The organism is Streptomyces peucetius (assembly GCF_025854275.1).
Taxonomy (GTDB): domain Bacteria; phylum Actinomycetota; class Actinomycetes; order Streptomycetales; family Streptomycetaceae; genus Streptomyces; species Streptomyces peucetius_A.
This window is the reverse complement of the sequence record NZ_CP107567.1, coordinates 4,208,061-4,233,867: the sequence shown is the minus strand read 5'-3', so window position 1 is coordinate 4,233,867 and position 25,807 is coordinate 4,208,061. Positions and strand designations below refer to the sequence as shown.

Below are 25,807 nucleotides of genomic sequence, written 5' to 3'. Positions count from 1 at the left end.
ACCCTCGCAGGCCCGAGGAGCCCCGAAATGCAACTCGCCGCGATCATTGTGTCGCTGACCCTGACCGTGGTCGGCGTTGCGCTCATCTCCCGAGCGGTCGCGCAGATCTACCGGTTCGTCAAGCTCGGGCAGCCGGTGCCTGCGGGCAGCCGCACCGACAACTGGCAGGCGCGCACGATCACCCTGGCCAAGGAGTTCCTCGGCCACACGCGGATGAACCGCTGGGGCATCGTCGGCTTCGCGCACTGGTTCGTCGCGATCGGCTTCCTGACGCTGCCGCCCACGCTGGCTCAGGCGTACGGACAGCTGTTCCGGGCCGACTGGACGCTGCCGGTCCTCGGCGGCTTCCTGCCGTTCGAGATGTACATCGAGTTCATCGGCCTGATGACCGTCGTGGGCATCGTCGTCCTGATGGCGATCCGCCTGATGAACCTGCCCTCGCGGGCCGGCCGCAAGTCCCGCTTCGCCGGCTCCAAGGCGTGGCAGGCGTACTTCGTCGAGTACATCATCCTCACCATCGGACTCGCGATCCTCGCCCTGCGCGGGCTCGAGGGCGCGATCCACCACGTCGAGGGCTACGAGGCCGCGTACTTCGTCTCGTACCCGCTGGTGCTCGCCTTCGACGGCCTGAGCGTGCCGACCCTGCAGACGCTGATCTACTTCGTCGCGATGATCAAGATCGGCACCTCGCTGATCTGGATGATCACCGTCGCCCTCAACACCAACATGGGCGTGGCCTGGCACCGCTTCCTCGCCTTCCCGAACATCTGGTTCAAGCGCAACGCGACCGGCGAGTCCGCCCTCGGCGAGCTGAAGCCGATGACGTCCGGCGGCAAGGAGATCGACTGGGAGGACCCGGGCGAGGACGACACCTTCGGTGTCTCCCAGGTCGAGCAGTTCTCCTGGAAGGGCATTCTCGACTTCTCCACCTGCACCGAGTGCGGCCGCTGCCAGTCGCAGTGCCCCGCCTGGAACACCGGCAAGCCGCTCTCCCCCAAGCTGCTGATCATGTCGCTGCGCGACCACGCGCACGCCAAGGCCCCGTACCTGCTGGCCGGCGGCGGCAAGACCATGGAGGGCGAGGAGAAGGCATCCGCCGAGCAGCTGAAGGACGTGCCCGCGTCCGCGCTGGCGGAGGCCGAGCGCCCGCTGATCGGGACGCTCGAGGAGAACGGCGTCATCGACCCCGACGTCCTGTGGTCCTGCACCACCTGCGGCGCCTGCGTCGAGCAGTGCCCGGTCGACATCGAGCACATCGACCACATCGTCGACATGCGCCGCTACCAGGTCATGATCGAGTCCTCGTTCCCGTCGGAGGCGGGCACGATGCTCAAGAACCTGGAGAAGAAGGGCAACCCCTGGGGCCTGGCGAAGAAGCAGCGCGTCGAGTGGACCAAGGAGGTCGACTTCGACGTCCCGATCGTCGGCAAGGACGTCGAGGACCTCAGCGAGGTCGACTACCTGTACTGGGTCGGCTGCGCCGGCGCCCTCGAGGACCGCGCCAAGAAGACCACCAAGGCCTTCGCCGAGCTGCTGCACATCGCGGGCGTCAAGTTCGCGATCATGGGCGGCGACGAGAAGTGCACCGGTGACTCGCCGCGGCGCCTGGGCAACGAGCCGCTGTTCCAGCAGCTCGGCCAGGAGAACGTGGCCATGCTGAACATGGCCTTCGGCGAGGACGACGACGACCCGGAGACGAAGAAGCCGAAGTCGGCGAAGAAGATCGTCGCCACCTGCCCGCACTGCTTCAACACGATCGCGAACGAGTACCCGCAGCTGGGCGGCGAGTTCGAGGTCATCCACCACACGCAGCTGCTGCAGCACCTCATCGACGAGGGCAAGCTCCTGCCCGTCACCCCGGTCGACGGACTGATCACCTACCACGACCCGTGCTACCTGGGCCGCCACAACAAGGTCTACACGCCCCCGCGCGAGATCATGTCGGCCGTCCCCGGCCTGCGCCAGCAGGAGATGCACCGCCACAAGGAACGCGGCTTCTGCTGCGGCGCCGGCGGCGCGCGGATGTGGATGGAGGAGCGGATCGGCAAGCGCATCAACACCGAGCGCGTCGACGAGGCGCTGTCCCTCAACCCGGACATCGTCTCCACGGCCTGCCCGTTCTGCCTGGTCATGCTCACCGACTCGGTCAACGGCAAGAAGAACGACGGCAAGGCGAAGGAGTCCCTCCAGGTCGTCGACGTCGCGCAGCTGCTGCTCGACTCGGTCAAGACCCCGCCGGCCGACCCCGCCTCGGAGGCGGAGCCGGAGGGTGCACCGGAACCGGAGCCGGTGAAGTAACCGTCTCCACAGGAGCAGGACTCCACGGGAGAGATCTCTCCACGGGAGAACAGCGACGGCCGGACCTGCCTCGGGGGCAGGACCGGCCGTTCGCGTTTCGGCGCCCGGGCGGCGGACACCCGCGACAGGGGCTGCGGGCTCCGGCCGGACCGGACTTCCCACCTCTCGGCAGGGGTCCGGTCTCGGGGGGCGGGCCCTCAGGGTCCCCTTAGGGGATGTCACAGGTCGGCCGCAAACCCCCTCGCGTTTCCGGTCCACCGCCACCCTGCCCCGCCGGACCAGGTACGTTCGATGACGTGGCTGGATTCAGGATCGGACGCGGCCGGGACAACCGCACCCCGCAACGACAGCAGGCGCAGCAGGCGCCGCCGCCCTACACGGGCGGCGGTCAGGCCCCTGCGCCGCCGTACACGCATCAGCAGCAGTGGCCCCGGGCCGGCGGCGCGCCCCAGGGCGGCGGGGGCTACGGCGAGCCGGAGTACTTCGGCGACCCGCACCCCCAGTACGGCGCGGCCCAGGACCCGTACGCGGCCAACAACCCCGGCCACACGCAGATGTTCAGCGTGCACGACGACCCCTACGGCGAGGGCGCGACCTACCACGCGGGTGCCGCGCCTGCCGCCCCCACGGGCCCGCGCCTGCACTGGAAGCAGCTGCTGAGCGGCATAGTGCTCCGGCCCGGGCCGACGTTCCTCCAGATGCGCGACTACGCGGTCTGGATCCCGGCGCTGGTCGTCACCCTGCTCTACGGCATGCTCGCGATCTTCGGCTTCGACGAGCCCCGTGACGAGGTCATCAACGCGACGCTCGCGAACGCGATTCCGTACGTCCTGATCACCGGCGCCGCGTTCGTCGTCAGCGGCCTGGTCCTCGGCGCCGTGACCCACACCCTGGCCCGCCAGCTCGGCGGCAACGGCGCGTGGCAGCCCACCGTGGGCCTCTCCATGCTGATCATGTCCGTCACGGACGCGCCGCGCCTCATCTTCGCCATGTTCCTCGGCGGCGAGAACTCCCTGGTGCAGCTGCTCGGTTGGGTGACCTGGCTGGCGGCGGGCGCGCTGTTCACGACGATGGTGAGCAAGTCGCACGACCTGCCGTGGCCGAAGGCGCTGGGCGCGTCGGCGATCCAGCTGATCGCGCTCCTGTCGATCATCAAGCTCGGCACGATCTGAGCCCCGTACACCCGCGAAGGCCCCGCCGACCTGAACCCGGTCCGGCGGGGCCTTCGCTTATCACCTGTGTGCCGCTTGTGCCGTGCGTGCGGGGTGTCCCGGCGTCAGGCGTCCAGCACCTGACCGCTCCGCCGCACGACGGGCTTCTCCACGCTCCAGGGGAAGTTGATCCAGTCGTCGGTGCGCTTCCACACGTACTCGCACTTCACGAGCGAGTGCGACTTCTCATAGATCACCGCGGACCGCACCTCCGCCACATGGTCGAGGCAGAAGTCGTGGACGAGCTTGAGCGTCTTGCCGGTGTCGGCGACGTCGTCCGCGATGAGGACCTTCTTGTTGGAGAAGTCGATGACGTTGGGCACGGGCGCCAGCATGACCGGCATCTCCAGCGTGGTTCCGACGCCGGTGTAGAACTCCACGTTCACCAGGTGGATGTTCTTGCAGTCCAGCGCGTACGCCAGCCCGCCGGCCACGAACACCCCGCCGCGCGCGATGGACAGCACGACGTCGGGCTCGTACCCGTCGTCGGCGATCGTCTGCGCCAGCTCACGGATCGCGCTGCCGAACTTCTCGTAGGTCAGGTTCTCGCGTACGTCACTCATGCCGCTGCTCCGGTCCTCACACCTGCGTCCGATGGAAATTGAGATACGACCGGGAGGCCGTGGGCCCGCGCTGCCCCTGGTAGCGGGAGCCGTAGCGCTCGCTGCCGTACGGCTCCTCCGCGGGCGAGCTGAGCCGGAACATGCACAGCTGCCCGATCTTCATGCCCGGCCAGAGCTTGATCGGCAGCGTGGCGAGATTCGACAGCTCGAGCGTGACGTGCCCGGAGAACCCGGGGTCGATGAAGCCGGCCGTCGAGTGCGTCACGAGCCCGAGCCGCCCGAGGCTGGACTTGCCCTCCAGCCGCGAGGCGAGGTCGTCCGGCAGCGAGATGACCTCATAGGTCGACGCCAGCACGAACTCGCCGGGGTGGAGGATGAACGCCTCGTCGCCCTCCGGCTCGACGAGCCGGGTCAGATCGCTCTGCTCGACGGCAGGGTCGATGTGCGGATAGCGGTGATTCTCGAACACCCGGAAGTAGCGGTCCAGCCGCACATCGATGCTCGAGGGCTGCACCATGGATTCGTCGTAAGGGTCGATACGCACGCGCCCGGCGGCGATCTCGGCCCGGATGTCCTTGTCTGAGAGAAGCACGTCCCGAGGATACGCAGAGCGCGCGGGCCGTCCCCAATCGGACACCTGCCCGCGCGCTCGCTCCACCCTTACTGCTTGTGCTGCCGCCCCTGAGCCACGGGCACGGCGCTCCTCAGCCGCGCACACCGCGGACACCGGATGAGCCGCCCGGGACCGATCCGGTCGGTGCCGAGCTGCTGCATCGGAAACGAAGCGGTACTGAACACGTGCCCCTCGGCACAGCGGACGACGGTGCGCTCCATCAAGTCCATCGGGCCCCTTCCCCAGCGAATGCGGACGAAGGTCACATTAGGGGATACCTCGGACACCGCCGCACGCGGCACTCCGCCCCTCCACCGTACGCCCCAACTCCCGCGCCCCGCAGCGGCGTCCGCACCGCGGAAACCACGAACGCCCCGCGGCGAAATACACCATGGGGCGAGCGATGGGGTAGAGTGTGCGACGATGCGGCACCGATCACCGGTCCGCCGCGCGGGTGTAGTTTAATGGTAGAACATGAGCTTCCCAAGCTCAGAGCGCGGGTTCGATTCCCGTCACCCGCTCCAGCAGAAAGCCCCAGGCCAGCGGCCCGGGGCTTCTTTGTTGTCCAGACCGCGCTAAGCGCCTTGCACCAGATCCGCACCAGAAGGCTTCTCCGTGCCCTTCTGGCGGGCGGCCCGCACCAGCTGATCCAGCCCGCTTGCAACTTCCTGCTGCCGGTCCAAGTCGGAGTGCTGATAGATCAGCGCGGCCTTCTCCGAGGACTGCCCGGCGCGGACCATCGTGTCCTTGAGCGAGGCTCCGGACCGGGTCGCGAGGGTGTGCCCGGTGTGACGAAGATCGTAGAAGCGGAAGCCGTCCGGCATGCCGACGAGGGCGCGGCCACGACGCCACTTCCTCCCGAAGGTGGAACGCCGGAACGGCTTGCCCTTCTCCCCCACGAACAGAAGTCCGTCCGGCCCCTTCTCCGCGTACCAGTCGAGATGCCGACGAAGGTCAGTCCGCAGAAAGGCCGGCAGAACCACGAGCCGCTTGCCCGCCTCCGACTTGGTGTCGCCAAGGGCGCGGTGGCCGGTCGTCAGCTCGGGCGCGGCCATGCGCACGCGGACGGTCATCGCGTCCAGGTCGACATCCTTGCGCCGCAGCTCGGCTTGCTCCTCCGGCCGCATCGGACCGTACGCACCGAGGTAGACCATCAGCCGCCAGCGAGGACCGAGGGCGTCGGCGAGCGCATCGACCTGGTCGACGGTGGCGATCTGCCGTTCTGCGGACGACTCCTTACCAGCACCCTTGATGCGGCAGGGATTGCGGCGGATCAGCTCGTCATCGACGGCAGTCTCCATGATGGCCTTGAGGAGCCGGTACGACTTGGACACGGTCGTGGCGGCCCCGGTGGACGCCAGCCGCTCGGCCCGCCAGGTACGGACGCGAGGCGCGGTGATGTCGTCGAGGTCCAGGCCCTCGAAGGTGGGCAGCAGATGCAGCCGCAGGAGTCGGCGGTACAGCTCATCGGTTGTCGCGGACAGGCCGCGTTTCTCGACCCACTGGAGCGCGTACTCCTTGAAGTTCAGGCCGGCAGGGCTGGTCCCGCCGCATCCAGGAACGGCTCGGCTTCCTTCGAATTCGAGGAGAAACACTACGCCGAGCAGGTGACGGCCGAACCGACGAACCTGAAACCCCGTCAACCTCACTGACAGGCTGATCAGCATTTCTCGCGCAACGGGGGAACCTCACACGGCAAGGTCTCGGACCTTCTCGGCCGGGGCCATTGGGCGTGGTCGGTCTGGGTGTGTTGGGGGAGATGCCGCCGGACGGATGAACCAGGCACTTTTGATGAGTTTGAGAATTGACGCTCCATCGCACAATGAGAATTCTTGGGCGGGCGCACCCAAGGAGCCCGCGATCATCAGGCGAGGAAGAATGCAATCCATTTCGAAGTGGAGCGTGGTGGCAGCAACGGCGTTGTCGCTCGCGACTCTCGCCGGTTCCGCCTCTGCGTCCCATAAGCCGTACCCCGTGGACTGGGGCATGGACGTCAAGCGCAAGGAAGTCATCAGCCTGACGTCTACGGGTACAGGAACCACGGTGGTCGACAACGGGACACCTGGACGCGGGGTCGGTGATCAGATCATCATCACCGCGAACCTCTTTCGCGGAGGTGTCGGCTATGGCACCGAGGGAGCAGTGTGCACCCGAGTGGCAGCGCAAACCACTCACTGCACAGGCACTTTCAGCCTTCCCCGGGGGCAGGTGACGTGGCAGCACCTGCAGACCACCCCTGTCGGCGGCCCGCCCAGCGACTTCGAGCTCGCCATCACCGGCGGCACCGGCGCGTACGCCACTGCCCGTGGTCATGCTCATGTCGCCAGCATCTCCGAGTCAGGTGGAGCCCTCACCCTCTATCTCGTGCACTGACCTGGGTGTTGCCCGGGTCAGTGCAGGGACTTGGTGTGCTGGCGGTACCGGGACGTGCCCTGCCGGGAGCGCTGATTCAGTCACGGTGGCGCCTGGCGAGGCTTCGCAGGATCCTTTGGGACGGTGGCTCCTGCCACAAGCGCCGCCAGCGGGACGACGACGGTCGTCCAAGGGGCGCGGATCGGCGGCCCGGCGGCCGACACGTCGGGCGCCGGGCCGGCTACGCGGGCGTCAGCGCACCGGGCACTTCTTCCAGGCGAAGTGGTACTTGGTCGTGAGGCTGCCGTCTGTCGAGTCCATCGCCATGAACCTGGTGGTGTTGGTCGTGTCGGCGCGTCCTCCGTTCACGAGTAGCGCGGTGTTGATGTCGAAGTTCCGCTCCTCACCGCAGGACGAGGGCGTGGATGGCAGATGTGTCGGAGACCTGCCAGTTGTCCTGGAGCGGGCCGTGGAACCGGTGGCTGCGGTACGGCGTCCGGGACATGCCCTGGAAGTAGTAGCTGGCCCGCTGCGTGGCGCTCGCGCCGTTCTGCGGGCTGGCGAAGCCGCGATAGTCGGCCTTGGCGATGGCATAGGTGAAGCCCTGCGGGGCGTACACGTTCAAACCGAGCTGGCAGTTCTTGCGGAAGTCGGTCCGCTTGGCGCCCTTGCCCTTCACAGTCGACGTCCGAGAGGTGCAGGTTCTCAACTGACGGTGTGATCGGCTGTTCGGCGACCCCCAGCGCTTCAGGGCCCTGCCCTTGATGTCCGCGGTCACCCTCTGGAGAGGTTGGCCCGCAGACGCCGGTAGAAGATCACCAGGAACGGAGGCTCTTTCGTGGGGGTCATCGCAGACAGCCTCAACCGTGCCGCCGGGCGCGTGTCCACCCGCCCGATCCCGAAATCCGACGGTGCCCAGATGCGGTTCCTCGTCAAGCACGAGCGCGGCTCCACCCGCGTCGTCGCAGCACGCCTGGGCGTTTCCCAGCGCACCGTGGAGCGCTACCTCACCGGCCAGATCCGCCGCCCCGCCAGGAGCTCGCCGCCCGCCTCGAAGCCGACGTCCGCAAGGACTTGCCAGCCCCGTGTGCGCGATCGGGCCAGGAAGCAGGGGCGACATCGACCGGCATCGCCCAGTACGCGGCCCGCCTGTTCGACGCCCAGGCCGCTGGCGTCACCGAGCAGCAACTGCAGCGGGATCGCTGCCGAAGGCCTCGTGATCGCGGCATCGGGGAGAGCGCGCCGATCCGGCAAGGAATCCGAGAACTCGAAGCCGTCGTCGCCCGCGGCGACAGGGTCGTACGCCTGAGCCCGCCCGGCTGAGTACGTCCTGCAGATGACACAGGAGCAGCACCGGCTGGGAAACGAAGCCAGATTTGCAGGTGTCGTACGCCGCCGCGGGTGAGCATGGCGAGACAGTGTGGTTCATCTACGGCGTGCGGCAACGCCCCGGGTGTGCTGACCTGGATGAAGTGGACGACGCGCGTCACGACCCTGGCCCGCCTGCGGGCGGGCCCCGGCCCGCAGCCCGGCTCCCGCAGCCGTGGGCGACGGGCCGTGACAAGGAGGAGCCATGTCCGACCCGGCGAAGCCGTCCCGGCACCAGAGCGGTATGCGTGACGAGCGCTACGGCGAGGTCCTGCTCATCTCGCCGGATGAGCGCGGCGGTCTCAAGGCGGCCGTCTACACCACCTACGGCCTCAACGACTGCCCCCTCGACAAGTGGAACGCGCTGGATGCGGGCGCTCTGGCGGCGGAGTTCGGCGTCCCCGCCGTGTTCCTGAACGGGCCCCGGTTCTGGACGATCGACGAGGTCACCACGTACGCCTGGGGCGACGTCGAGAAGTTCGACGGCCTGGAGGCCCGCTGGGCGGCCGAGGTCCGCATCCCGCCGGACGTCGACGTCACCGCGGGGCCGGGTAAGAAGCACTACGTGGCCACTACGGTGGACCGGGACACCGAGTACGTCCTGAAGGCCGGCAGGCCCGCGTATGCGCTGACCGACGCCGAAGGCCGGACGTACGTCCTGCAGGCGTACTCGCACACCGTGGACGACAGCCAGAGCATGGACTCCCTGGCCTCCCTCGGCGACCGGCTGCAGCTCCCGAAGGGCTGGCGGTTCCGCACCCACACCCCCGATCAGGACATGCATGTGCGGACGGTCGACAAGAAGGCCACCGTCGTCCAGGACGAGCTGGAGAACACCTACATGCTCCACGCCCGCTGAGCGACGCGGAGGGGCGCCCGCGGCGCTGCCGCTCATGCTCGGTAAGGGCGATGACCACGGTGGCGTGATCGCCGTACATCCCGATCCAGGAGCGGAACTTCCTGTCCGCCGTCTCACCGCTGGTCCACTCGCCGGCGACGGCCGGGCCGCCCGGACGGAAGCGGACGGTCACGTCGAACCTCTGCACGGCAGGGGAAGGTCTTTGATCATCACCAGTCACCGGGCGCCCAGCGACTGGTATCCCCTCTTCCCTGACCCCGTCGTCGCCGAGTCGCTCTTGGACCGGCTGATCAACACCAGCCATCGAGTCATCATGAACGGCCCCAGCTACCGCCCGAACAAGCGCCCCAAGAACCGCACTGACAAGCCCTCAATCCAATGACCAGGATCAGAAGCCGAATCTCAACCGATCTTGGAACATGTGAGTCGAACGGAGTTCCTGGTCGGGTGATCTTCCGCCCTTACGCGCATGAAGGCAGGGCCTCCTGGTAGCTCGGGGGTGCGACCCCATTCCGAGCGGTTCCCGGCGGCCCTGTTGTCGTTGTTGTACGCGCCCGAGCCCGTTCACTTCAACTCGCCCGCCGTGTCGTGCGATTGCCTCGCGCACGTGTACGGCAACGCGGCCGATCATCCGGACCGGGTGCGCCGGTATCCGTCGGACATGACGGGCGCAGAGTGGGCAGAAATCCGGCCTTTGCTGCCAGTGGAGATGTGGGGACTCCTGACCATCTACCAGGCCCTGCGGTCGATGATGGTGACCGCGGTGGAGACAGTGCCCCTCTGCGATCCCGACCGGGCCGGCTTCACCGTCGCCCTGGAGGCCGCGCGCGACACGGTCGTCAGCGCCGCTGGGACGACCACAGCCGCAGCTCCGAGCGGACACTCCGACCTGGTCAGACATATCGGCACCCGTGTCCTGCGGGCGTTGCTGCCCCAGCGCCGGATGCGGCTGTCCGCCCGCATCGTCAAGTGCGGAACGTCCCGCTATGCCATCTGGAACCGCGACGAGCGACCTCGAAACAGCACGCCGATCACAGCCGTCGTGATCACCGTGCATCCACAGGCTCTCCCCACCGCGCATGCCCCGGACCGGGCCACCACCGGCCGCTGGGGGCAGGTCTGCAGGATCCTGGCGGAGAACTCCAACCAGGCCATGCACGCCCGCGACATCGCAGGAAACCTTGGCCTCACCATCACCGGACGCGTGCTCAGCGGCTTCAACGCACAGCTCTGCTACTGGGCACGCAACGGCCGACTCATCCGCACGGCACCGAGTACGTACAAGATCCCTCTTCCGGAGGTGTTGACAACATCAACTGAGCCTTGACTTCGCAGCATTGGTCCAGCATCTGCCGGTGGCAGTAGCCTTCCGCCCGCCCGCCCCGGCCGGCCAGCCATCCCGGAACCGGTAGCAAGTCACGCACCACGGCCCACTCGGCATCGCTCATGTCCGAGCCGTACCGGGTCCGGCGCTCCGGCTGGTCGGCTGCGTTCCCGAACCTGTGGGCGAGGCAGTCACACCCAGGAGTGGACGGACTGGACGCGGCAACGGTGACCACGCGACACTTCGACAACAGGGCCTCTTGGCTCTCGCTGGACTCGACATCCGCGAGCTACCAAGAGGCCCTTCTTCCATGCGTCCGCACCGGCAGACTCACCCGTACCAGGCCCCTGTTCGAACCCCACCGACCACGCGAGCGGAAGGAAAACAGCCAGTTAGCCAGCCACCATGGGGCGAGCCTCGAAGATCAGGGCCCGCATCGGGCTATTGCGGGCAGGTCCAGAGACTGCCCGAGTCGCGGGAAGCTTACGGGCCCCGATCTCTCGCCCCATGGCAGCTCCTGCCCAAAGCCGCTACACCGACCTCGCTGTACGGTGCGGCCATGCCTCAGCCCACGTATGGATCAGACGCGCCAGTCACCTCCCGAGAGGCCCTGATCCACCACATCCACCAGCTGCGCGAGGATCTGCTCGCCAACGGCGACGGCTGGGAGAACCCGAGCCTGGAGCGCTACCTCGAGTCCATGGCCGCATGGATCAACGATTCAGCGGGTTACCACCGCTCTCAGGGCGAGGAGCCACCCGGACCGGACTGGGAGTTCATCGGCAACGCTCTGCGGGCCGCCGCGATGTACGAGTAGGTCGCTCCGGCCGACCACAGCGTGCGTGCCTCATGCGTGCCCGATCAGCCGGTGCTGAGCGGGGAACCACGGGGAACCAGGGCGAGGCAAGCACTACACCCCAGGTCAACGACTTCGCAGTCCAGCGGCCACCCGCATACGGCGTCTTCCAAACAAGTGCTCCACGCCTGGCCGACGATGCTTGACTCAGTCATTGAGACTCCACCGACCTCGTGGGAAGCGTCCTCTCGTACCCACAGAAAAATAGATCTTCGACTGCTGATCGTTGTGGCAGGGTGCACGCATGTCCGTTGACGTCGCGTATCCCGTCTTCCACACTCCAGATCCCGCACTCGCGCTGCTCGTGGCGCGTCAGTTGCTCGCTGTGGGTGATCAGGAGCACGCGAGCGTATGCGTGGATGTCGAACTCCCCAGAGTCAAGGACGTCCTAGATGTCCTGAGCGCCATGCCTGACGCGTGGTTCAGGAAAGAAGACGTCGATGACTGGGTCCGGGATCAAAGTGACCCAACTAGACTGCACAGTGGGGTTCACGCTTCTCAGCTGTCCACGGACGCCGCCTTCATGTCCACACATCTGCCGCTGTGGGCTTCGATGCTGGATCAGGCCGTAGGAAGCATTGAGGACACCTTCGCAGCGGTCGCCAGCAAGTTCGTGGCAGAGATCCGCTGGGAGGGCCTGGGGTGGCCGGAAGTTCCGGAGCATGGTCTGTATGCGGATTTCGAGCATGCCGAAGTCACTGTGCTGTTCAACGCCGCCACCCGGTATCTGGACGGGTGGTCCAACGAGCACACCGTCCTTGTCCACGTCCGCCGCAGAGGCGGTGACGGGTACGAAGATCGGCATGCATCGTGGCTGGCCAAGCAGGTTGGCCAGACAGTCATCGGCCCACCGCAGTTCAGTTAGGGGGACACTGTGGTACAGCACCGGCGCCAACCGTCACCGACCGTAGTTGACCCTCACAGTCGGGTTGACCGGCCGGATGACCTCAGCGACCGCAACGCCGGTAGTACGCATCAAGGGGCGCACCCTGACATCTACTGCTGACATCAACGACGTCGGACAGCAATAGCGTTGAGCGGCTGTCAGCGGCTCCGCTACCCGTGGCGCGTCCAGGTGCAACGGCAACCGGAGCGAACTCCTGCAGCGGGTGTTCGGATGTGCATGCCGCTGATGGTCGGCACCACGAACAAACGGAGGGGCGGTCCTGGCGTCCCCTCCGTTTGTTCACATCCCACCGCAATCATTGGACCCCGAAACGGGACGGCCGACCGGCAGAGGATGCGTTCTTCGAGGCGGCATCCTTCGAAGAGCAGCGTCAGGCTGCTGCGACCGGGCACGCGACCAGCCCCGGGGGAATCATCCGGACACTCGGCTCGTCGCCGCCGTGACCAGCAGCCTCCCTCTCCTCGCCCTTCTTCTTTAAGAACGCAAGGAGTTGGGCAGTGCCCGCGATGAGGGCGCCGAGGCCGCCAAGAAACGTACCGAGGGCTTGAAGGAATTCGAGGAACATCGCGCTCGCCTCCCCGCACGCGGGCCGGGCGCGCACTGGATGAGTCACAACGATTGGAAAATGTTCCCTGGAGCGGAGAAGACGAAGGATCCGGCCCTTCCAGCAGCTTCCCGCCACTTACGGCTCACGCGGCCCGGTGCGGGGCACCCCGTGTTCCAGCTGTTCATGTAATTCAGCACGGCATTCCTCCTCCCCTTCTCCGTAGAAGCTATGAGGTCGTGTCACTTTAGTGGCATCCCACCCGTCAGTACAGAACCGGCACGGTCCAGCGTCGCAATCCGGCCACACGCTGCAGGCCGTGCCAGATGCGTGCCAGAACGAGCGGGGAGCCACGGTCAACACCGGTGAGTCTGCCGTCCCTCCCTGGCGAGCCAAACGGCTCTTTCCGCAGGTCAGAGCAGAAGTCAGGTCGTTCGAGCCAGTGATTCCCAAGCTCAGAGCGCGGGTTCGATTCCCGTCACCCGCTCCATGACGAAGGCCCAGGTCAATGACCTGGGCCTTGTTTGTTGTCTAGTCCTCTTGCGGGACGGCGCGCCTCCGAAGGGCCGAAGTCCGCGTGGGACCTGTCGGCCGGTACGCGCTCGCCGTACTGGTCGGTGCGCGGCCGGTTGATCGGAGTCCCGCTGATCGGCGCGTACGCCGATCGGCAGGGGTGCACGAAAGGGGCCGTCTTCGGCCGCTTCACTCCCGTCATCGCCGCGATGCTGGTGACGCCGACCGGCTCCAGGTCTCACCGAGCTCCTACCTGCCGACCGTCTCAGCCTTGAGCATGCCGCACTGGTCAGCGGATATCGAATCCGCGACATCCGCTGACATGGGCGTACGAAGGCGAGACGAGCCGCCCTGACCGGGGAGACCGGCCGGATGCGGCGTAGGAGCCGAGCCGAACGACGAGCCCATAGCGCGACGTTATGGGCAATCAAGAGCTTCCGGTGTCAGTACCGCATCCGCATGCTGTCCCCAACGTATCCACCAGCGGGTCCTGCTCAGTGGCCGTTTCGGGAGGTGCCCACCCCTGACGGACGGGCACGGTCCGCGATCGCGGGTGATCCGGCGTGAAGCTCCGGAAGCCGATGCGATCTCATGGTCGCGACGACATGCCCGGCATGTCTGTCATGCCTACATCACCCATAGAGGGCTGCGAACAGGCGGCCATCCCTGTTGAAGCACCGACCGACCCGGTCGCAGCCACCCGGGCCCCACTGCCCGGATCACTTCCCCCCGGAGGCACAACATGGGCTTTTCACCTGGGGCGTGGCGTACTTTCCGCGCAGCGCCCCTCCTCGTCCTGTCCGCCATGCTCGCTCTGCTCGCCCTGGTCGTCGTCCCTGCCGGCCCCGCCCATGCGTACAACGGGAGCACCTCGACGTGTGCGCTCCAGGGGACGACCGGCTACACCGACGAGGGCCAGCAGACCGACTACAACCGGTTCCAGAAGCCGGAGGGCACCAAGCGCGTGGGCGTGATCTACGTGGACTTCCCCGACGCCGCCGGGACGTCCCTGCCTCTCACGCCTTACTACAACCAGATATCGGGCGCCGCCGACTGGATGTGGAAGGCGTCCAACGGCAAGGTCTGGCTGAACATGCGGGCCCCATACGCCAACTGGGTGCGCATGCCGAAGAGCTCTACCGACTACAACTGGGAGCGCGGGTTCTCCTGGGACACGCACCGGACGTATGTGAAGGACGCGCTCGCCGGCGCCGCCAACGCAGGCGTCAACCTCACCAACTACGACACGTTCTACATCGTGCCGACCAGCACCGCGGCCGCGATCACTCACACCCCCACCTGGGTCCAGAACCCCGCCAACCCGACCTGGGTCTGGAACAGGACGACGAACGCCTGGGTGGCGATCAAGTGGGCGGTGACCTTCGGACAGGACATGTGGCACTGGGGCTACAAGGTCGCCAACCACGAGACCGGCCACACCTTCGGCCTCCCCGACCTCTACGCCTTCGACGGCGAACAGCACCGGTACGTCGGCGGCTGGGACCTCATGGGCAAGATCAGCGGCCCGGCCCCGCAGTTCCTCGGCTGGCACGCGTGGAAGCTCGGCTGGATCACCGACAGCCAGGTCTCCTGCCTGTCCACGAACAACACCTACTCCACCACCCTGAACGGAGTGGAGTACGGGGGTAACGGCTACAAGCTGGCAGTGATCAAGACCAGCGCCACCACCGCCTACGTCGCCGAGTCCCGCAAGGCCGCCGACAACGACTCGGGCGCCTGCGCCACCGGCGTACTGATCTACAAGGTCGACACCTCGGTCGCCAGCGGCAACGGGCCGATCCGCGTGGTGAGCAACCCCAGAGCCGCCGCACCCACCGGGAACTGCACCACGCTGGACATGCAGACCTGGAAACCCGGCCAGACGTTCCAGGACGACACCGCCCGTATCCGGATCCACGTGAACAGCTCCGACGCGTACAACGACACCGTCTGGACCTACAAGTGGTGACGGCATAGCCCGAGATGCCTCCGGGGCTGCCCGCCGAGATTCGGCGGGCAGCCGGGCCCGAGATGCCGGTACGCTCCAGCAGCCGGCGACGGACTGCGGTCGGCAACTCCTCTCTCGGCTACTGCGCCTGGATCGCCTAAAGCATGTTCAGGCGGGCGGCCCGGCGGGTTGGCCATCTCGCCGAATGCCGGTCACCAGGGCCAGCGCCGGGAAAATCCCGCGCCCTCCCCACGGCAACGCCGTCTCGTACGTCGGTATCGGCGATGCCGTCGGACTTCCTCCGGCCCAGACCAGGAAGATGCCCTCGGCTCTCCGGGCTCTGCATAGGGGCCCCGAGCGGCCGGACGGTGTGCGAAGGCTGGCGGAGCACTGGACGGCATACCCCCGACTGTCGGCCCCACCCGTGCATGGCCCTTCCCACTCGCGGATAACCACCCTCCACCGAAGGGCAGAGGAACGGCTGACCTCCACTCGGGGAGCGAGACCGAGACGGACCCCTGGTCATCGCTTGTTGATCCGAACGGTGTCCCCGGCCGGGCCGCCCGCGAGGACGGCGATGCGCGTGCCGGTGTCCGGGTCGGTGAAGTTCTGGCCGGGTGCGAATGCGGCCATGTCCTGCTGGGTGCAGCCAGCGGGCGGTGTGGAGGCCGGGTTCGCGTTCACCACCCTCACCGGGCCCTCTCCGGTCTGCGTCGCGGAGTCGACCTTGTAGACGAGGACGCCGGTCGAGCAGGCGGCTCGGTCGTTGCCCTGGGCACGGCGGGACTCCACGACGTACGCCGTCGTCCCGCCGGTGCGCAGTACGGCGATCTTGGTGCCGCCGGGGCGCTCCACCGGGGTCAGGCGGACCGTGCGGTGTCCGGGCGCGGACAGGCAGGCGACCTGGTGGTCGCGGGTCCAGCCGAGCTTCCAGGAGTGCCAGCCGAGGTACTGCGGGGCGGGTCCGGCGATGTTGCCCATGACGTCCCAGCCGCCGACGTACTGGTGGGTGTCCCCGGTGAAGGAGTACAGGTCGGGGAGGCCGAAGGTGTGGCCGGTCTCGTGGGCGGCGACCTTGTGGCCCCAGCGCCACATGTCCTGGCCGAAGGTGACGGCCCACTTCAGGCGCTTGCCGTCGGCGGTGATCCCGGGCGTGGCCGGGTCGTAGAGGTAGGTCGGGGAGAAGGGAATGGCGGCGGCCGTCTTGGTGGGAACGACGTAGATCATGTCGTAGCGGGCGAAGTCGGCGTAGGGGTCGGCGGCGCGGATCGCGTCGCGTACGTACTTCTCGTGGGTCTCGAAGGTGAGGCCGCGCTCGAAACCGTACGAGGTGGAGTCGGCGGGCATGCGGATCCAGCGGCGCAGTGCGGTGTTCTCCATCTGGAGGCGCCCGTAGCTGGCTCGCTTCAACCAAGCGGCAGCCGGGGCGAGTTGGGACTCGTACGACTCGGTGGAACCGGTGGCCGGCGCGTCCGGGAAGTCCACGAACAGCGTCAGGACGTGTCGGGTTCCGGTGGACGGCTGGAACTGGTTCCGGTCCGTGTCATGGCCTTCGTCGGTCCAGCCGGTCTTGCCTTCCAGCGCACAGGCGGATGCGGAAGCGGGGCGGGCGGGCGAGCCGGACGGCGTGCCCGCGGTCGCCGCGGCAGGAGCGGCGAGGGCAAGCTGCGGGACGAGAACGAGCGCCGGAGCGAGGTGGGACAGCCGGGTCGGCAGAGCGGGCATGACTCTCCTGAGGGTGAAGAGGAAGAAGAGAGGAAGGAGGGCGCGGGCTATGCCCGGCCTGCGGCCAGGTCCATCAGACGGGTGAGCACACGCCCGCCGGAGGCGGCGACCCCGTCGTGCTCCCATTCGTTGGTGACCCAGACGCGGGTGGCGCCGACCTCGCGCGCAGTACGCAGGGAGAGACCAGCGTCCACGTACATGTCGTCGTGGTAGACGACCGCCGCGAGCGGGACCTCGTTGGCGGCGAGGCGGGCGGGGTCGTACAGCGGTGGCCAGTCGGTGCGTTCGGCCAGCAGGTCGGCGGCGTCCGCGAAGGGGCGCAGACCCCTGATCTCGCGGAACATCCAGGGGTGGATCATCTCTCCGGTCAGCAGGAGGGGGTCCGCGTCCTCGGCGAACTCGGGCCGGCCGGCGAGCGCCCGGAACGCCGCCCAGCCGGTGGGCCCCGCGCCCTGGCCGTAGAGCGTCTCCTGCATGACGGCGAAGAGCGGGTTGTCGGTGAAGCCGGTCAGGACCATCACCTGCTGCAAGAACGTGTCGGTCAGCTCGCCCTCCGCGTCCAGGGCCTCGTCGAGGAGCCAGTGGATCCGCTCGAAGCCGTCGCCCATGCCGAGTGCGAGGCCGAGGGTGCGCAGGCGGCGGACGGTGAGACGGTCCCCGTCGGGCAGCCGCACGTCACCGGCGGTGAGGAGGTCGGCGATCTTGCGAACGAGGGGCTCGTCGCCCGGATGGCGCCCGTAGAAGTCGAGGACGCGGTCCCGCACCCTCGGGTAGGTGCGGGCGTACACGTCGTCGGCAGTCGCGGTGAGGCCGGGCAGACCTCCGGTCACGTAGCACGCCTTGAGCCCCTCGGGTGCCTGGGACAGGTAGGTGAGGGTGATGAAGCCGCCGTAGCTCTGGCCCAGCGTCTCCCAGGGTTGGTCACCGCAAAGCTCGCGGCGGATCAGCTCGGCGTCCGCGACGATGGCGTCGGCGCGGAAGTGGCCCAGGTGGTCGGCGAGTCGGCCGGGGGAGGTACAGCGGGCGGCCACTCGGGCGGTCACCGGGGTGGAACGGCCGGTGCCGCGCTGGTCGAGGAGGAGCACCCGGTGCGTCTTGAGCGCCTGAGGGAGCCAGCCGGACGAACCGGCCGACGGGCGGGGGGACTTGCCGCCCGGGCCGCCCTGAAGGTAGAGCAGCCAGGGCAGGCGCTCGTTCGCCCGGCCGGGCTCGACGACCTCGCGAGCGAAGACCTCGATGGTCGGACCGTGCGGGGCCGCATGGTCCAGGGGAACGGTGAAGACGTGGTCGGTGGTCGTGTACGCAGGGTTCATGGATCCCCTTCACGCCGAGCGGCTCTGTGCTGTGTGACATTTCACAGACAGCATGCTGCGGCCGGCGGCCCGCGAGGAGCCCTCGGACCTCCATAACTCCGCGTTATGGAGCGCCCCTTCTCACCGTTCGGCCTCGGCCCACAGCGAGCGGACATGACGGAGGTGCTTGGCCATGCACTCCTCCGCCCCCTTCGCGTCACCCGCGAGCATCAGGTCCAGCAGTTCCAGGTGCTCCTCGGCAGAGGGCAGCAGCTGATCGCGCTCGTCCAGGGCCGTCAGGCCGTACAGGCGGGAGCGCTTGCGCAGGTCGCCGACAACCTCGACCAGCCGGTCGTTTCCCGCCAGGGCGAGCAGGGAGAGGTGGAAGCGGCGATCCGCCTCGAGGTAGCCGATCAGGTCGTGTTCACGAGCGGCGCGCACGATCTCCTCGGCGACCGGGCGCAGCGCCTCCAGGTCGGCGCGGGCGGCGGTGCGGGTGACCCGGCCGACCGTGGGCACCTCGATCAGGGACCGGATCTCGGCGCACTGGTCCAGGTCGCGCTCGTCGACCTCGGTGACCCGGAAGCCCTTGTTGCGGACCGGCTCGACCAGACCCTCCCGGGCGAGGTCGAGCATCGCCTCGCGCACCGGCGTCGCCGAGATCCCGAAGTTCTCGGCAAGCACCGGTGCCGAATACACCTGCCTCGGCCGCAGTTCGCCGGAGATCAGGGCAGCGCGCAAGGCATGGGCCACCTGGTCGCGCAGCCGCTCACGAGTGGCGCCGAGGTCGCGGCGGATCAGATGGCCCATGGAGTCCTCTGGTGTTCTCTTCGTGCCGAACAGGACCTCTAAGATACAATGTCACATTGTTCCCGCTGGTGACAGGGTGTAGGTGCGGCTGGAGGTGTAGAACTCCAGGGCGGCGCGGCCCTGCTCGCGCGGGCCGTGGCTGGACGCCTTGGTGCCACCGAACGGCAGGTGGAAGTCGACCCCGCTGGACGGGGCGTTGATCCGGATCATGCCGGTGTCCAGCCGGTCGAGCCCGGACAGGGCCGTGTTCAGATCGGCGGTGTGGACGGAGGTGACCAGGCCGTACGGAACGGAGTTGGCGATCCGTACAGCATGGGCGAGGTCGTCGGCCGGCAGCAGGGCGGCGACAGGGCCGAAGACCTCCTCGCGCAGCAGCCGGTGTCCCGGCGGCACCTCCTCGACCAGGGTCGGGGCCGCGTACCAGCCGGGACCGTGCGGGGCGTGCGGAGCGGTCCCGCCGACGAGCGCACGCAGCCCGTGTGAGGCGTCCAGGACCTGGCCGCGGGCGTGCTCGCTGATGAGTGGCCCGCACACGGTCGCGGCGTCGGCCGGATCACCTACCGGCACGGCCCGCAGCGCCTCGGCCAGCGCCTCGCGCAGCGGGTCGAGGGCGGTGCCGACCGCGATGACGCGGCTGGTGGCGGTGCACTTCTGGCCCGCGTATCCGGAGATCGCGGCGGCGATGTGGGCCGCCGCCTGCTCGATGTGGGCGTCCGGAAGGACGATGGCGGCGTTGAGGCCGCCCATTTCGGCCTGGACCGGGACGCCCCGCCCGGTGGCGGCGCGCGCGACCGCCTGACCGACGGCGGTCGAGCCGGTGAAGGAGATGACGTCGGCGGCGGAGACGATCGCGTTGCCTTCGACGGCGCCGCCCGGTACGACGCCGAACACCCCGGCGGGCAGCGCCCGCTGGACGATCTCCGCGAGGCGCTGTGCACAGGCGGTCGCCTCGGGTGCGGGCTTGAGGACGACCGTGTTGCCGACCGCGAGGGCGGGTGCGGCCTTCCAGCTGGGGATGGCGAGCGGGAAGTTCCACGGGGTGATCAGCCCGGCCACCCCGTGCGGAAGGCGCCGGCTCAGCAGCAGCCCCGCTCCGGCGGCCGCTTCGTGGACGGCGCCGGTCGGCTCGTAGGGGGCCTGGGCGTAGTACCGCCAGATCGCGGCGGTACGGGCGACCTCGGCGCGGGCCTCGGTGAGCGGCTTGCCCACCTCGCGTACGGCGAGCGCGGTCAGTTCGTCGGCCGCGGCCTCGACGGCGTCGGCGACCGCCGTGAGCGCCGCCGACCGGGCGGCCCCCCCGCCGGCCTGCCAGTCCGGTTGTGCGGCCCGTGCCCGGTCCACGGCGTCCACCGCGGCGAAGGCGCTGGGAGCGGGGATCTGTACGAGTATGTCGGAAGGGTCGGCCGGGCTGCGGGAGGTGAGGGTGGCTGCGTGGGCGGTCACAGGAGGAAGCCTCCGGGGAAGGGGTCGTCGGGGTCCAGGAAGTACTGGGCGGTGCCCGTGATCCAGGCGCGGCCGGTGATGGCGGGGACGACGGCGGGCACCCCGCCGACCTCCGTCTCCGCGACGAGGCGGCCGGTGAACTCCGTACCGATGAACGACTCGTTGACGAAGTCCCGGTTCAGCGGGAGTTCGCCGCGGGCGTGCAGCTGGGCCATCCGGGCCGAGGTGCCCGTACCGCACGGCGAACGGTCGAACCAGCCCGGGTGGATGGCCATCGCGTGCCGCGAGCGGCGGGCGTCCGATCCGGGGGCGGCGAGGTAGACGTGCTTGACCCCGGCGATCTCCGGGCGCTCAGGGTGGACCGGCCGGTTCGGCGACCGGTTGATCGCGTCCATGACCGCCAGCCCGGCGGCCAGCAGGTCGTCCTTGCGGGCGCGCTCGAACGGCAGCCCCAGCACGTCGAGTTCCACGAACGCGTAGAAGTTCCCGCCGAATGCCAGGTCGTAGCCGACCGTCCCGTACCCGGGGACTTCGGCCTTGAGTCCTAGCCCCGCGCAGAACGCGGGCACGTTGGTCAGGGTGACCGACTTCGCCGCGCCGTCCTCGACGCGTACATCCACACTGACCAGGCCCGCGGGCGTGTCCAGACGCACGGTGGTCACCGGTTCGGCGACCGGGACCATCCCGGTCTCGACCAGCACGGTGGCCACCCCGATGGTGCCGTGCCCGCACATCGGCAGGAGCCCGGAGACCTCGATGAACAGCACGCCGTAGTCGGCGTCGGGGCGGGTGGGAGGCTGGAGGATCGCGCCGCTCATCGCGGCGTGCCCACGCGGCTCGTACATCAGCAGCGTACGGAGATGGTCCAGGTGTTCGATGAAGTGCAGCCGCCGCTCGGCCATGGTGGCGCCGGGGATGACTCCAACGCCACCAGTGATCACGCGGGTGGGCATGCCCTCGGTGTGCGAGTCGACTGCGTGGAAGACATGGCGGGTGCGCATAGCGGCTCCTCTAACGGCTCCAGGGCGTGGGGTCAGTGGTGGCCGTCGGCGATGGCCTTCTCGGTAGCCTCTCGTACACCGGCCTCGACCGGACCCGTCAGCGCGGCGCGCGGCGGGCGGACCGGGCCGCCGTGGCGTCCGGCGATGTCCATGGACAGCTTGATGGACTGGACGAACTCGGTCTTGGAGTCCCAGCGCAGCAGCGAGTGCAGCGACTTGTAGAGTGGGACGGCGGTCCCCAGGTCGCCGGCGACCGCGGCGTGGTAGAGGGCGGCGCAGGTGGCGGGGAAGGCGTTGGGGTATCCCGCGATCCAGCCGACCGCGCCGGCGACGGCGAGTTCGAGCAGGACGTCGTCCGCGCCGATCAGCAGGTCGAGCTCCGGGGCGAGTTCGGCGATCTCGTACGCCCTGCGCACATCGCCGGTGAACTCCTTGACCGCGACGATGTTCCCGTCCTGGTGGAGCCCGGCGAGCAGCGCCGGGGCGAGGTCGACCTTGGTGTCGATCGGGTTGTTGTACGCGACGACCGGGACACCCGCCTCGGCGACCTCGGCGTAGTGGGCGCGTACGGCCTCCTCGTCGGCCCGGTAGGCGTTGGGCGGCAGGAGCAGCACGGAGCCGCATCCCGCCTCGGCGGCCTGCTCGGCCCAGCGGCGTGACTCGGCGCTGCCGTAGGCGGCGACGCCGGGCATGACCCGGGCCCCGTCGCCCGCGGCCGCCACGGCGACCTCGACGACGCGGGCGCGCTCCTCGTCGGTCAGCGTCTGGTACTCGCCGAGCGAGCCGTTGGGGACCACGCCGTCGCAGCCGTTCGCGATCAGCCAGGCGACGTGCTCGGCGTATGCGTCGTAGTCGACGGAGAGGTCCGCGCGCAGGGGAAGTGCGGTGGCGACCATGATGCCTCGCCAGGGGCGGGCGGAGTTCCAAGTGGTGGCGCTCATGTCAGAACCTTCCACGAAGTGTGACATTTTACTTAGCGGTGTGGTACGCCCGGACTGGCGCATGTACGCGGTCAGTCGTCGGTCGGGTCGGAGGGAGCGGTGGCCGGGTCGAGCCCGGCGAGCGCTCCGAGCGGGACGGGAACGGCGAACGGGCGCCGTTCGGCGGGTGGCGGCACCTCGCCGCCGCCCGCCGCGAGGCAGGCCACGGCCGCACCGCACATCCGGCCCTGGCACCACCCCATACCCGCCCTGGTCAGGAGTTTGACGGTCCGTGCGTCGCCGGCGCCGAGATCGGTGACCGCCTCACGGACACGCCCGGCGGTGACCTCCTCGCAGCGGCACACGTCCGTGTCGTCGGGAAGCCACTGCGGCCAGCCCGGTCCGGGCGCGTGGGCGGCGGCCAGGGCGTCGGCGAAGGCGCGCATACGGTCGCGCCGGCGGCGCAGCCTCCCCGCGTGCCGCCCTCGGGGGAGCTCGCTCCGCCCGGTCAGCCGGGCGGCGATCGAAAGCGCCGCCAATTCGCCTTCGGCGATGGCCAGTCGGGAGCCGCCGACGCCGCCGGTCTCCCCCGCCGACCAGACGCCGGGCACCGTCGTCTCCTGGAGTCCGTCCAGGACGAGGGCGGCGGTGGCGTCCACGGTGCGGCGGGTGGCGCATCCGAGTGCCGTGGCGAGTTCGATCTGGGGGGCGAGGCCGTGTCCCACAGCGAGGGCGTCGCACTCGATCCGCCGCTCCGAGCCGGGCACGGCCCGCCAGTCACGGTCGAGCCGGGCGACGGTCACGGCCTCCACGCGCTCGGCACCGTGCACGTGCGTGACGGCACTGCGCAGCAGCGGCCGCACCCGGTGCCTCAGCATCGCTCCGCCGTGCACCACCGCCTCGACCAGCTTGTGCGGGTTGGCGGCGAGCGCCCGGGGATGGCGGGCGTATCGCAGATAGCCGGACGCCTCAACCACGGCTGGGACGCGGGCCCCGGCGGCGGCGAGCGAGGCGGCGACCGCGAGGAGCAGGGGGCCGCTCCCTGCGACGACGACCTTCTTGCCGGGCAGCACGAGCCCGGACTTGAGCATCGCCTGCGCGCCTCCGGCCCCCACCACACCAGGAAGGGTCCAGCCGGGGAAGGGAAGTTGACGTTCGTACGCTCCCGTCGCGAGGAGCAGCGCCCGGGCCCGTACGCGTACGGGCCGCTCCTGGTCGCCGTCCGCCCCGGTCACGGCGTGCACCGCCCAGCAGTCGTCGTCCCTGGTCACCGACCAGACGTGGTGCCCGGCAAGGCGACTGACGCCGCTCGATTCGAGTCTGCGGCGCAGATCGGCGAAGACCGACCAGTCGTGGTGCAGGGCCTCGGGGCGTACGGCTCCGAGGGCGGCGGCGGGGTGCCGGTAGAACTGTCCGCCGAGGTGCTCGGAGGCGTCCAGCAGAGCGACCGACAGGCCGGATTCCGAGGCGGTGACGGCCCCGGACAGCCCGGCCGCCCCCGCGCCGACGACCACGAGATCGTACGGTTCAGACACTGAGTTCGGCACGACCGTGTCCTTCCTGGGTGCTGATCGCGTCGCCGGGGCGGGCCGGGACCAGGCAGGCCCTGCGGTTGGGCGTTCCGTTGACGGTGGCGAGGCAGTCGTAGCACTGCCCGATGCCGCAGAAGGCGCCGCGCGGCCGGCCGCCCACGCGGGTGGTGCGCCAGGCGAGGATGCCCGCCGACCACAGCGCGGCGGCGACGGACTGCCCGGGCAGGGCGGGTACCGGCCGCCCGTCCAGGGTGATCTCGAAGGGCGGATCAGGCTGCGCGCCGACCAGTTCGGCGGGGGTTCGGGCCACGGCGGGCCTCCTTTCTCCCAGCGGGTCTCGTCTTGTACGGGTCTCAAGTGGTGGGTGCCGGGGCATCAGACGGCTCGGGGCGGCGCCGGCCCGAACCGGGCCGGGTCGAGCGGGGCGAGGCCGACGGGTGGTTCGCCACCGGTCAGGCACCGTGCGACGACGAGGCCGGTGGCCGGGGCGAGCCCGATACCCGCGCCCTCGTGGCCGCAGGCGTGCAGCAGCCCGGGCACGCGCGGGTCGGGGCCGATCGCGGGGAGGTGGTCCGGCAGGTACGGCCGGAAACCCGCGTACGTCCGCATCACCCGTACTCCGGCCAGCACCGGGAACAGGGCCGCGGCCCCGAGCGCCAGGCGCCGGAGCACCTCGGTCGACAGCGATCGGTCGAATCCCACCCGCTCCCGGCTGGCACCGACCAGGACCGGGCCCGCCGGGGTCCCCTCCACCACGGCGGACGTCTGCAACGCCGCCGAGCCACTGGCGACGTCCGCCACGTAGTCGGCGGCGTACACCTTGTGCCGCACCACGCGCGGCAGCGGCTCGGTGACCAGGACGAAGCCCCGCCGGGGCAGGACGGGCAGTTCCACCCCGGCGAGCCGGGCGAGGTCGCCGCCCCAGGTCCCGGCGGCGTTGACCACGTACGGGGCATGAACCTCCCCCTTCGCGGTCCGGACGCCCCGGACCTCGCCGTCCGCCCCGGTGAGCAGGCCGGTGACCTCCTCGCCCAGCCGCAGCCGCACCCGCTCCCCCGCCGCCCGCAGCAGATGAGCGGCCGCCAGCGCGGGCTGCACCTGGGCGTCCTGCGGATAGTGGAAGCCGCCCGCCAGACCGGGGGCGAGGTGGGGCTCCAACTCGCCCAGCCCGTCCGCCGGAACCTCCTCGGCCGCGACGCCCGCCGCGCGCTGTCCGGCCGCGAAGGCGCGCAGCGCCGCCATGCCGGACTCGGCGGAGGCGACCACGAGTCCCCCCTTCGCCTCGTATTCGACCGCGGAAGCGATCCCCTCATGCAGCTCTCGCCACAACCGGACCGAGAGCAGGGCGAGTTCGAGTTCGGTCCCGGGCTCCTTGTCCGAGACCAGGAGGTTTCCCTCACCCGCACCCGTGGTGCCACCCGCGACGGGACCTCGGTCGATCACGGTGACAGTGAGGCCGGCCTGAGCCGTGTAGTAGGCGCAGGCAGCGCCGACCACACCCGCCCCGACGACGATGACGTCCGACGTGTTTCCCTTGAGCACGGCAGTAACATTTCACATTGCACTCTGCTTGCCAAGCCCCTCGGCGACCACTCCGGCCGACAACGACCCCGCCTCGGACACGGCTCGATAACGGAGGCGCCGAGGGGTTGCCCAGTACAATTTCACATTACTATGTTACGGGTCACATTCCAGTCGCCTCGAACGACTGTTCGGCCATTCATGGAG

At 69.2% G+C, this 25,807-nt stretch carries 23 protein-coding genes, 1 tRNA gene and 1 pseudogene; 10 read left to right on the top strand and 15 right to left on the bottom strand.

Features of this window, described 5'->3' with window-relative positions:
* The first annotated feature begins 27 nt into the window (after positions 1-27).
* Together OGH68_RS19520 and OGH68_RS19515 are read left to right on the top strand one after the other, a co-directional pair.
* Positions 28-2,298, top strand: coding sequence for a (Fe-S)-binding protein (locus OGH68_RS19520; RefSeq protein WP_264245716.1), 2,271 nt, complete (start codon positions 28-30; stop codon positions 2,296-2,298).
* A 296-nt stretch (positions 2,299-2,594) separates the two neighbouring features.
* Complete coding sequence (locus OGH68_RS19515; protein WP_264245714.1) at positions 2,595-3,470, top strand: Yip1 family protein; 876 nt, start codon at positions 2,595-2,597, stop codon at positions 3,468-3,470.
* A gap of 104 nt (positions 3,471-3,574) precedes the next feature.
* On the opposite strand, the gene OGH68_RS19510 is transcribed toward OGH68_RS19515, so the two are convergent.
* From OGH68_RS19510 to OGH68_RS19500, 3 genes are all read right to left on the bottom strand, one after another.
* On the bottom strand, positions 3,575-4,072 hold the full coding sequence (locus OGH68_RS19510) for a phosphoribosyltransferase (protein ID WP_264245712.1): 498 nt from the start codon (positions 4,070-4,072) through the stop codon (positions 3,575-3,577).
* Between the two features lie 16 nt (positions 4,073-4,088).
* Positions 4,089-4,664: a dCTP deaminase gene (gene dcd, locus OGH68_RS19505; protein WP_264245709.1), complete on the bottom strand. Its 576-nt coding sequence runs from the start codon at positions 4,662-4,664 to the stop codon at positions 4,089-4,091.
* A 68-nt stretch (positions 4,665-4,732) separates the two neighbouring features.
* A complete protein-coding gene (locus tag OGH68_RS19500) occupies positions 4,733-4,915 on the bottom strand; it encodes a hypothetical protein (RefSeq protein ID WP_264245707.1) in 183 nt (60 codons plus the stop codon).
* 220 nt (positions 4,916-5,135) lie between these two features.
* Between OGH68_RS19500 and OGH68_RS19495 the strand changes: the two genes are divergently transcribed.
* Positions 5,136-5,209: transfer RNA gene (locus OGH68_RS19495), tRNA-Gly, on the top strand.
* Positions 5,210-5,260: 51 nt separating this feature from the next.
* On the opposite strand, the gene OGH68_RS19490 is transcribed toward OGH68_RS19495, so the two are convergent.
* Entirely contained in the window at positions 5,261-6,280 is a 1,020-nt protein-coding gene (locus tag OGH68_RS19490; protein WP_264245705.1) for a tyrosine-type recombinase/integrase, read from the bottom strand.
* Positions 6,281-6,671: 391 nt separating this feature from the next.
* Between OGH68_RS19490 and OGH68_RS19485 the strand changes: the two genes are divergently transcribed.
* Positions 6,672-7,058 carry a hypothetical protein gene (locus OGH68_RS19485; RefSeq protein WP_264245702.1) on the top strand — a complete coding sequence of 129 codons (387 nt, stop codon included), beginning with the start codon at positions 6,672-6,674 and terminating at the stop codon, positions 7,056-7,058.
* Between the two features lie 231 nt (positions 7,059-7,289).
* Here the strand turns inward: OGH68_RS19485 and OGH68_RS19480 are convergent.
* A pseudogene (locus OGH68_RS19480) lies at positions 7,290-8,157 on the bottom strand (DUF4360 domain-containing protein).
* Positions 8,158-8,610: 453 nt separating this feature from the next.
* On the opposite strand from OGH68_RS19480, the gene OGH68_RS19475 reads away from it, so the two are divergent.
* The 5 genes from OGH68_RS19475 (at position 8,611) to OGH68_RS19455 (ending at position 12,309) form a co-directional block, all read left to right on the top strand.
* Complete coding sequence (locus tag OGH68_RS19475) at positions 8,611-9,264, top strand: hypothetical protein (RefSeq protein ID WP_264245700.1); 654 nt, start codon at positions 8,611-8,613, stop codon at positions 9,262-9,264.
* Complete coding sequence (locus tag OGH68_RS36175; protein WP_319020223.1) at positions 9,188-9,646, top strand: ATP-binding protein; 459 nt, start codon at positions 9,188-9,190, stop codon at positions 9,644-9,646. The genes OGH68_RS19475 and OGH68_RS36175 overlap by 77 nt, the downstream gene beginning before the upstream one ends.
* A 279-nt stretch (positions 9,647-9,925) precedes the next feature.
* Entirely contained in the window at positions 9,926-10,591 is a 666-nt protein-coding gene (locus OGH68_RS19465; RefSeq protein WP_264245698.1) for a hypothetical protein, read from the top strand.
* Positions 10,592-11,147: 556 nt separating this feature from the next.
* Positions 11,148-11,405: a hypothetical protein gene (locus tag OGH68_RS19460; RefSeq protein ID WP_100106974.1), complete on the top strand. Its 258-nt coding sequence runs from the start codon at positions 11,148-11,150 to the stop codon at positions 11,403-11,405.
* Positions 11,406-11,688: 283 nt separating this feature from the next.
* Positions 11,689-12,309 carry a hypothetical protein gene (locus tag OGH68_RS19455; RefSeq protein WP_264245696.1) on the top strand — a complete coding sequence of 207 codons (621 nt, stop codon included), beginning with the start codon at positions 11,689-11,691 and terminating at the stop codon, positions 12,307-12,309.
* Positions 12,310-12,721: 412 nt separating this feature from the next.
* Here the strand turns inward: OGH68_RS19455 and OGH68_RS19450 are convergent, their stop codons facing one another.
* Positions 12,722-12,916, bottom strand: a complete 195-nt coding sequence (locus tag OGH68_RS19450; RefSeq protein ID WP_264245694.1) for a hypothetical protein — start codon at positions 12,914-12,916, stop codon at positions 12,722-12,724.
* Between the two features lie 1,234 nt (positions 12,917-14,150).
* Here OGH68_RS19450 and OGH68_RS19445 point away from each other — a divergent pair.
* Entirely contained in the window at positions 14,151-15,377 is a 1,227-nt protein-coding gene (locus OGH68_RS19445) for a M6 family metalloprotease domain-containing protein (protein ID WP_264245692.1), read from the top strand.
* A gap of 501 nt (positions 15,378-15,878) precedes the next feature.
* Here the strand turns inward: OGH68_RS19445 and OGH68_RS19440 are convergent.
* The 9 genes from OGH68_RS19440 to OGH68_RS19400 form a co-directional block, all read right to left on the bottom strand.
* A complete protein-coding gene (locus tag OGH68_RS19440; protein ID WP_264245690.1) occupies positions 15,879-17,081 on the bottom strand; it encodes a M6 family metalloprotease domain-containing protein in 1,203 nt (400 codons plus the stop codon).
* Between the two features lie 47 nt (positions 17,082-17,128).
* Positions 17,129-18,394: an alpha/beta hydrolase gene (locus OGH68_RS19435; protein WP_264245689.1), complete on the bottom strand. Its 1,266-nt coding sequence runs from the start codon at positions 18,392-18,394 to the stop codon at positions 17,129-17,131.
* A 120-nt stretch (positions 18,395-18,514) separates the two neighbouring features.
* Positions 18,515-19,183 carry a GntR family transcriptional regulator gene (locus tag OGH68_RS19430; protein ID WP_264245687.1) on the bottom strand — a complete coding sequence of 223 codons (669 nt, stop codon included), beginning with the start codon at positions 19,181-19,183 and terminating at the stop codon, positions 18,515-18,517.
* 51 nt (positions 19,184-19,234) lie between these two features.
* Positions 19,235-20,626, bottom strand: coding sequence for an aldehyde dehydrogenase family protein (locus OGH68_RS19425; protein ID WP_264245686.1), 1,392 nt, complete (start codon positions 20,624-20,626; stop codon positions 19,235-19,237).
* On the bottom strand, positions 20,623-21,627 hold the full coding sequence (locus tag OGH68_RS19420; protein ID WP_264245685.1) for a proline racemase family protein: 1,005 nt from the start codon (positions 21,625-21,627) through the stop codon (positions 20,623-20,625). The genes OGH68_RS19425 and OGH68_RS19420 overlap by 4 nt, the downstream gene beginning before the upstream one ends.
* A gap of 32 nt (positions 21,628-21,659) precedes the next feature.
* Complete coding sequence (locus tag OGH68_RS19415; protein ID WP_264245684.1) at positions 21,660-22,568, bottom strand: dihydrodipicolinate synthase family protein; 909 nt, start codon at positions 22,566-22,568, stop codon at positions 21,660-21,662.
* A 71-nt stretch (positions 22,569-22,639) separates the two neighbouring features.
* Positions 22,640-24,094: an NAD(P)/FAD-dependent oxidoreductase gene (locus tag OGH68_RS19410; protein ID WP_264245683.1), complete on the bottom strand. Its 1,455-nt coding sequence runs from the start codon at positions 24,092-24,094 to the stop codon at positions 22,640-22,642.
* Complete coding sequence (locus OGH68_RS19405; protein ID WP_264245681.1) at positions 24,075-24,389, bottom strand: (2Fe-2S)-binding protein; 315 nt, start codon at positions 24,387-24,389, stop codon at positions 24,075-24,077. The genes OGH68_RS19410 and OGH68_RS19405 overlap by 20 nt, the downstream gene beginning before the upstream one ends.
* Positions 24,390-24,454: 65 nt before the next feature.
* Complete coding sequence (locus tag OGH68_RS19400; protein ID WP_264245679.1) at positions 24,455-25,621, bottom strand: NAD(P)/FAD-dependent oxidoreductase; 1,167 nt, start codon at positions 25,619-25,621, stop codon at positions 24,455-24,457.
* Positions 25,622-25,807 lie beyond the last annotated feature (186 nt).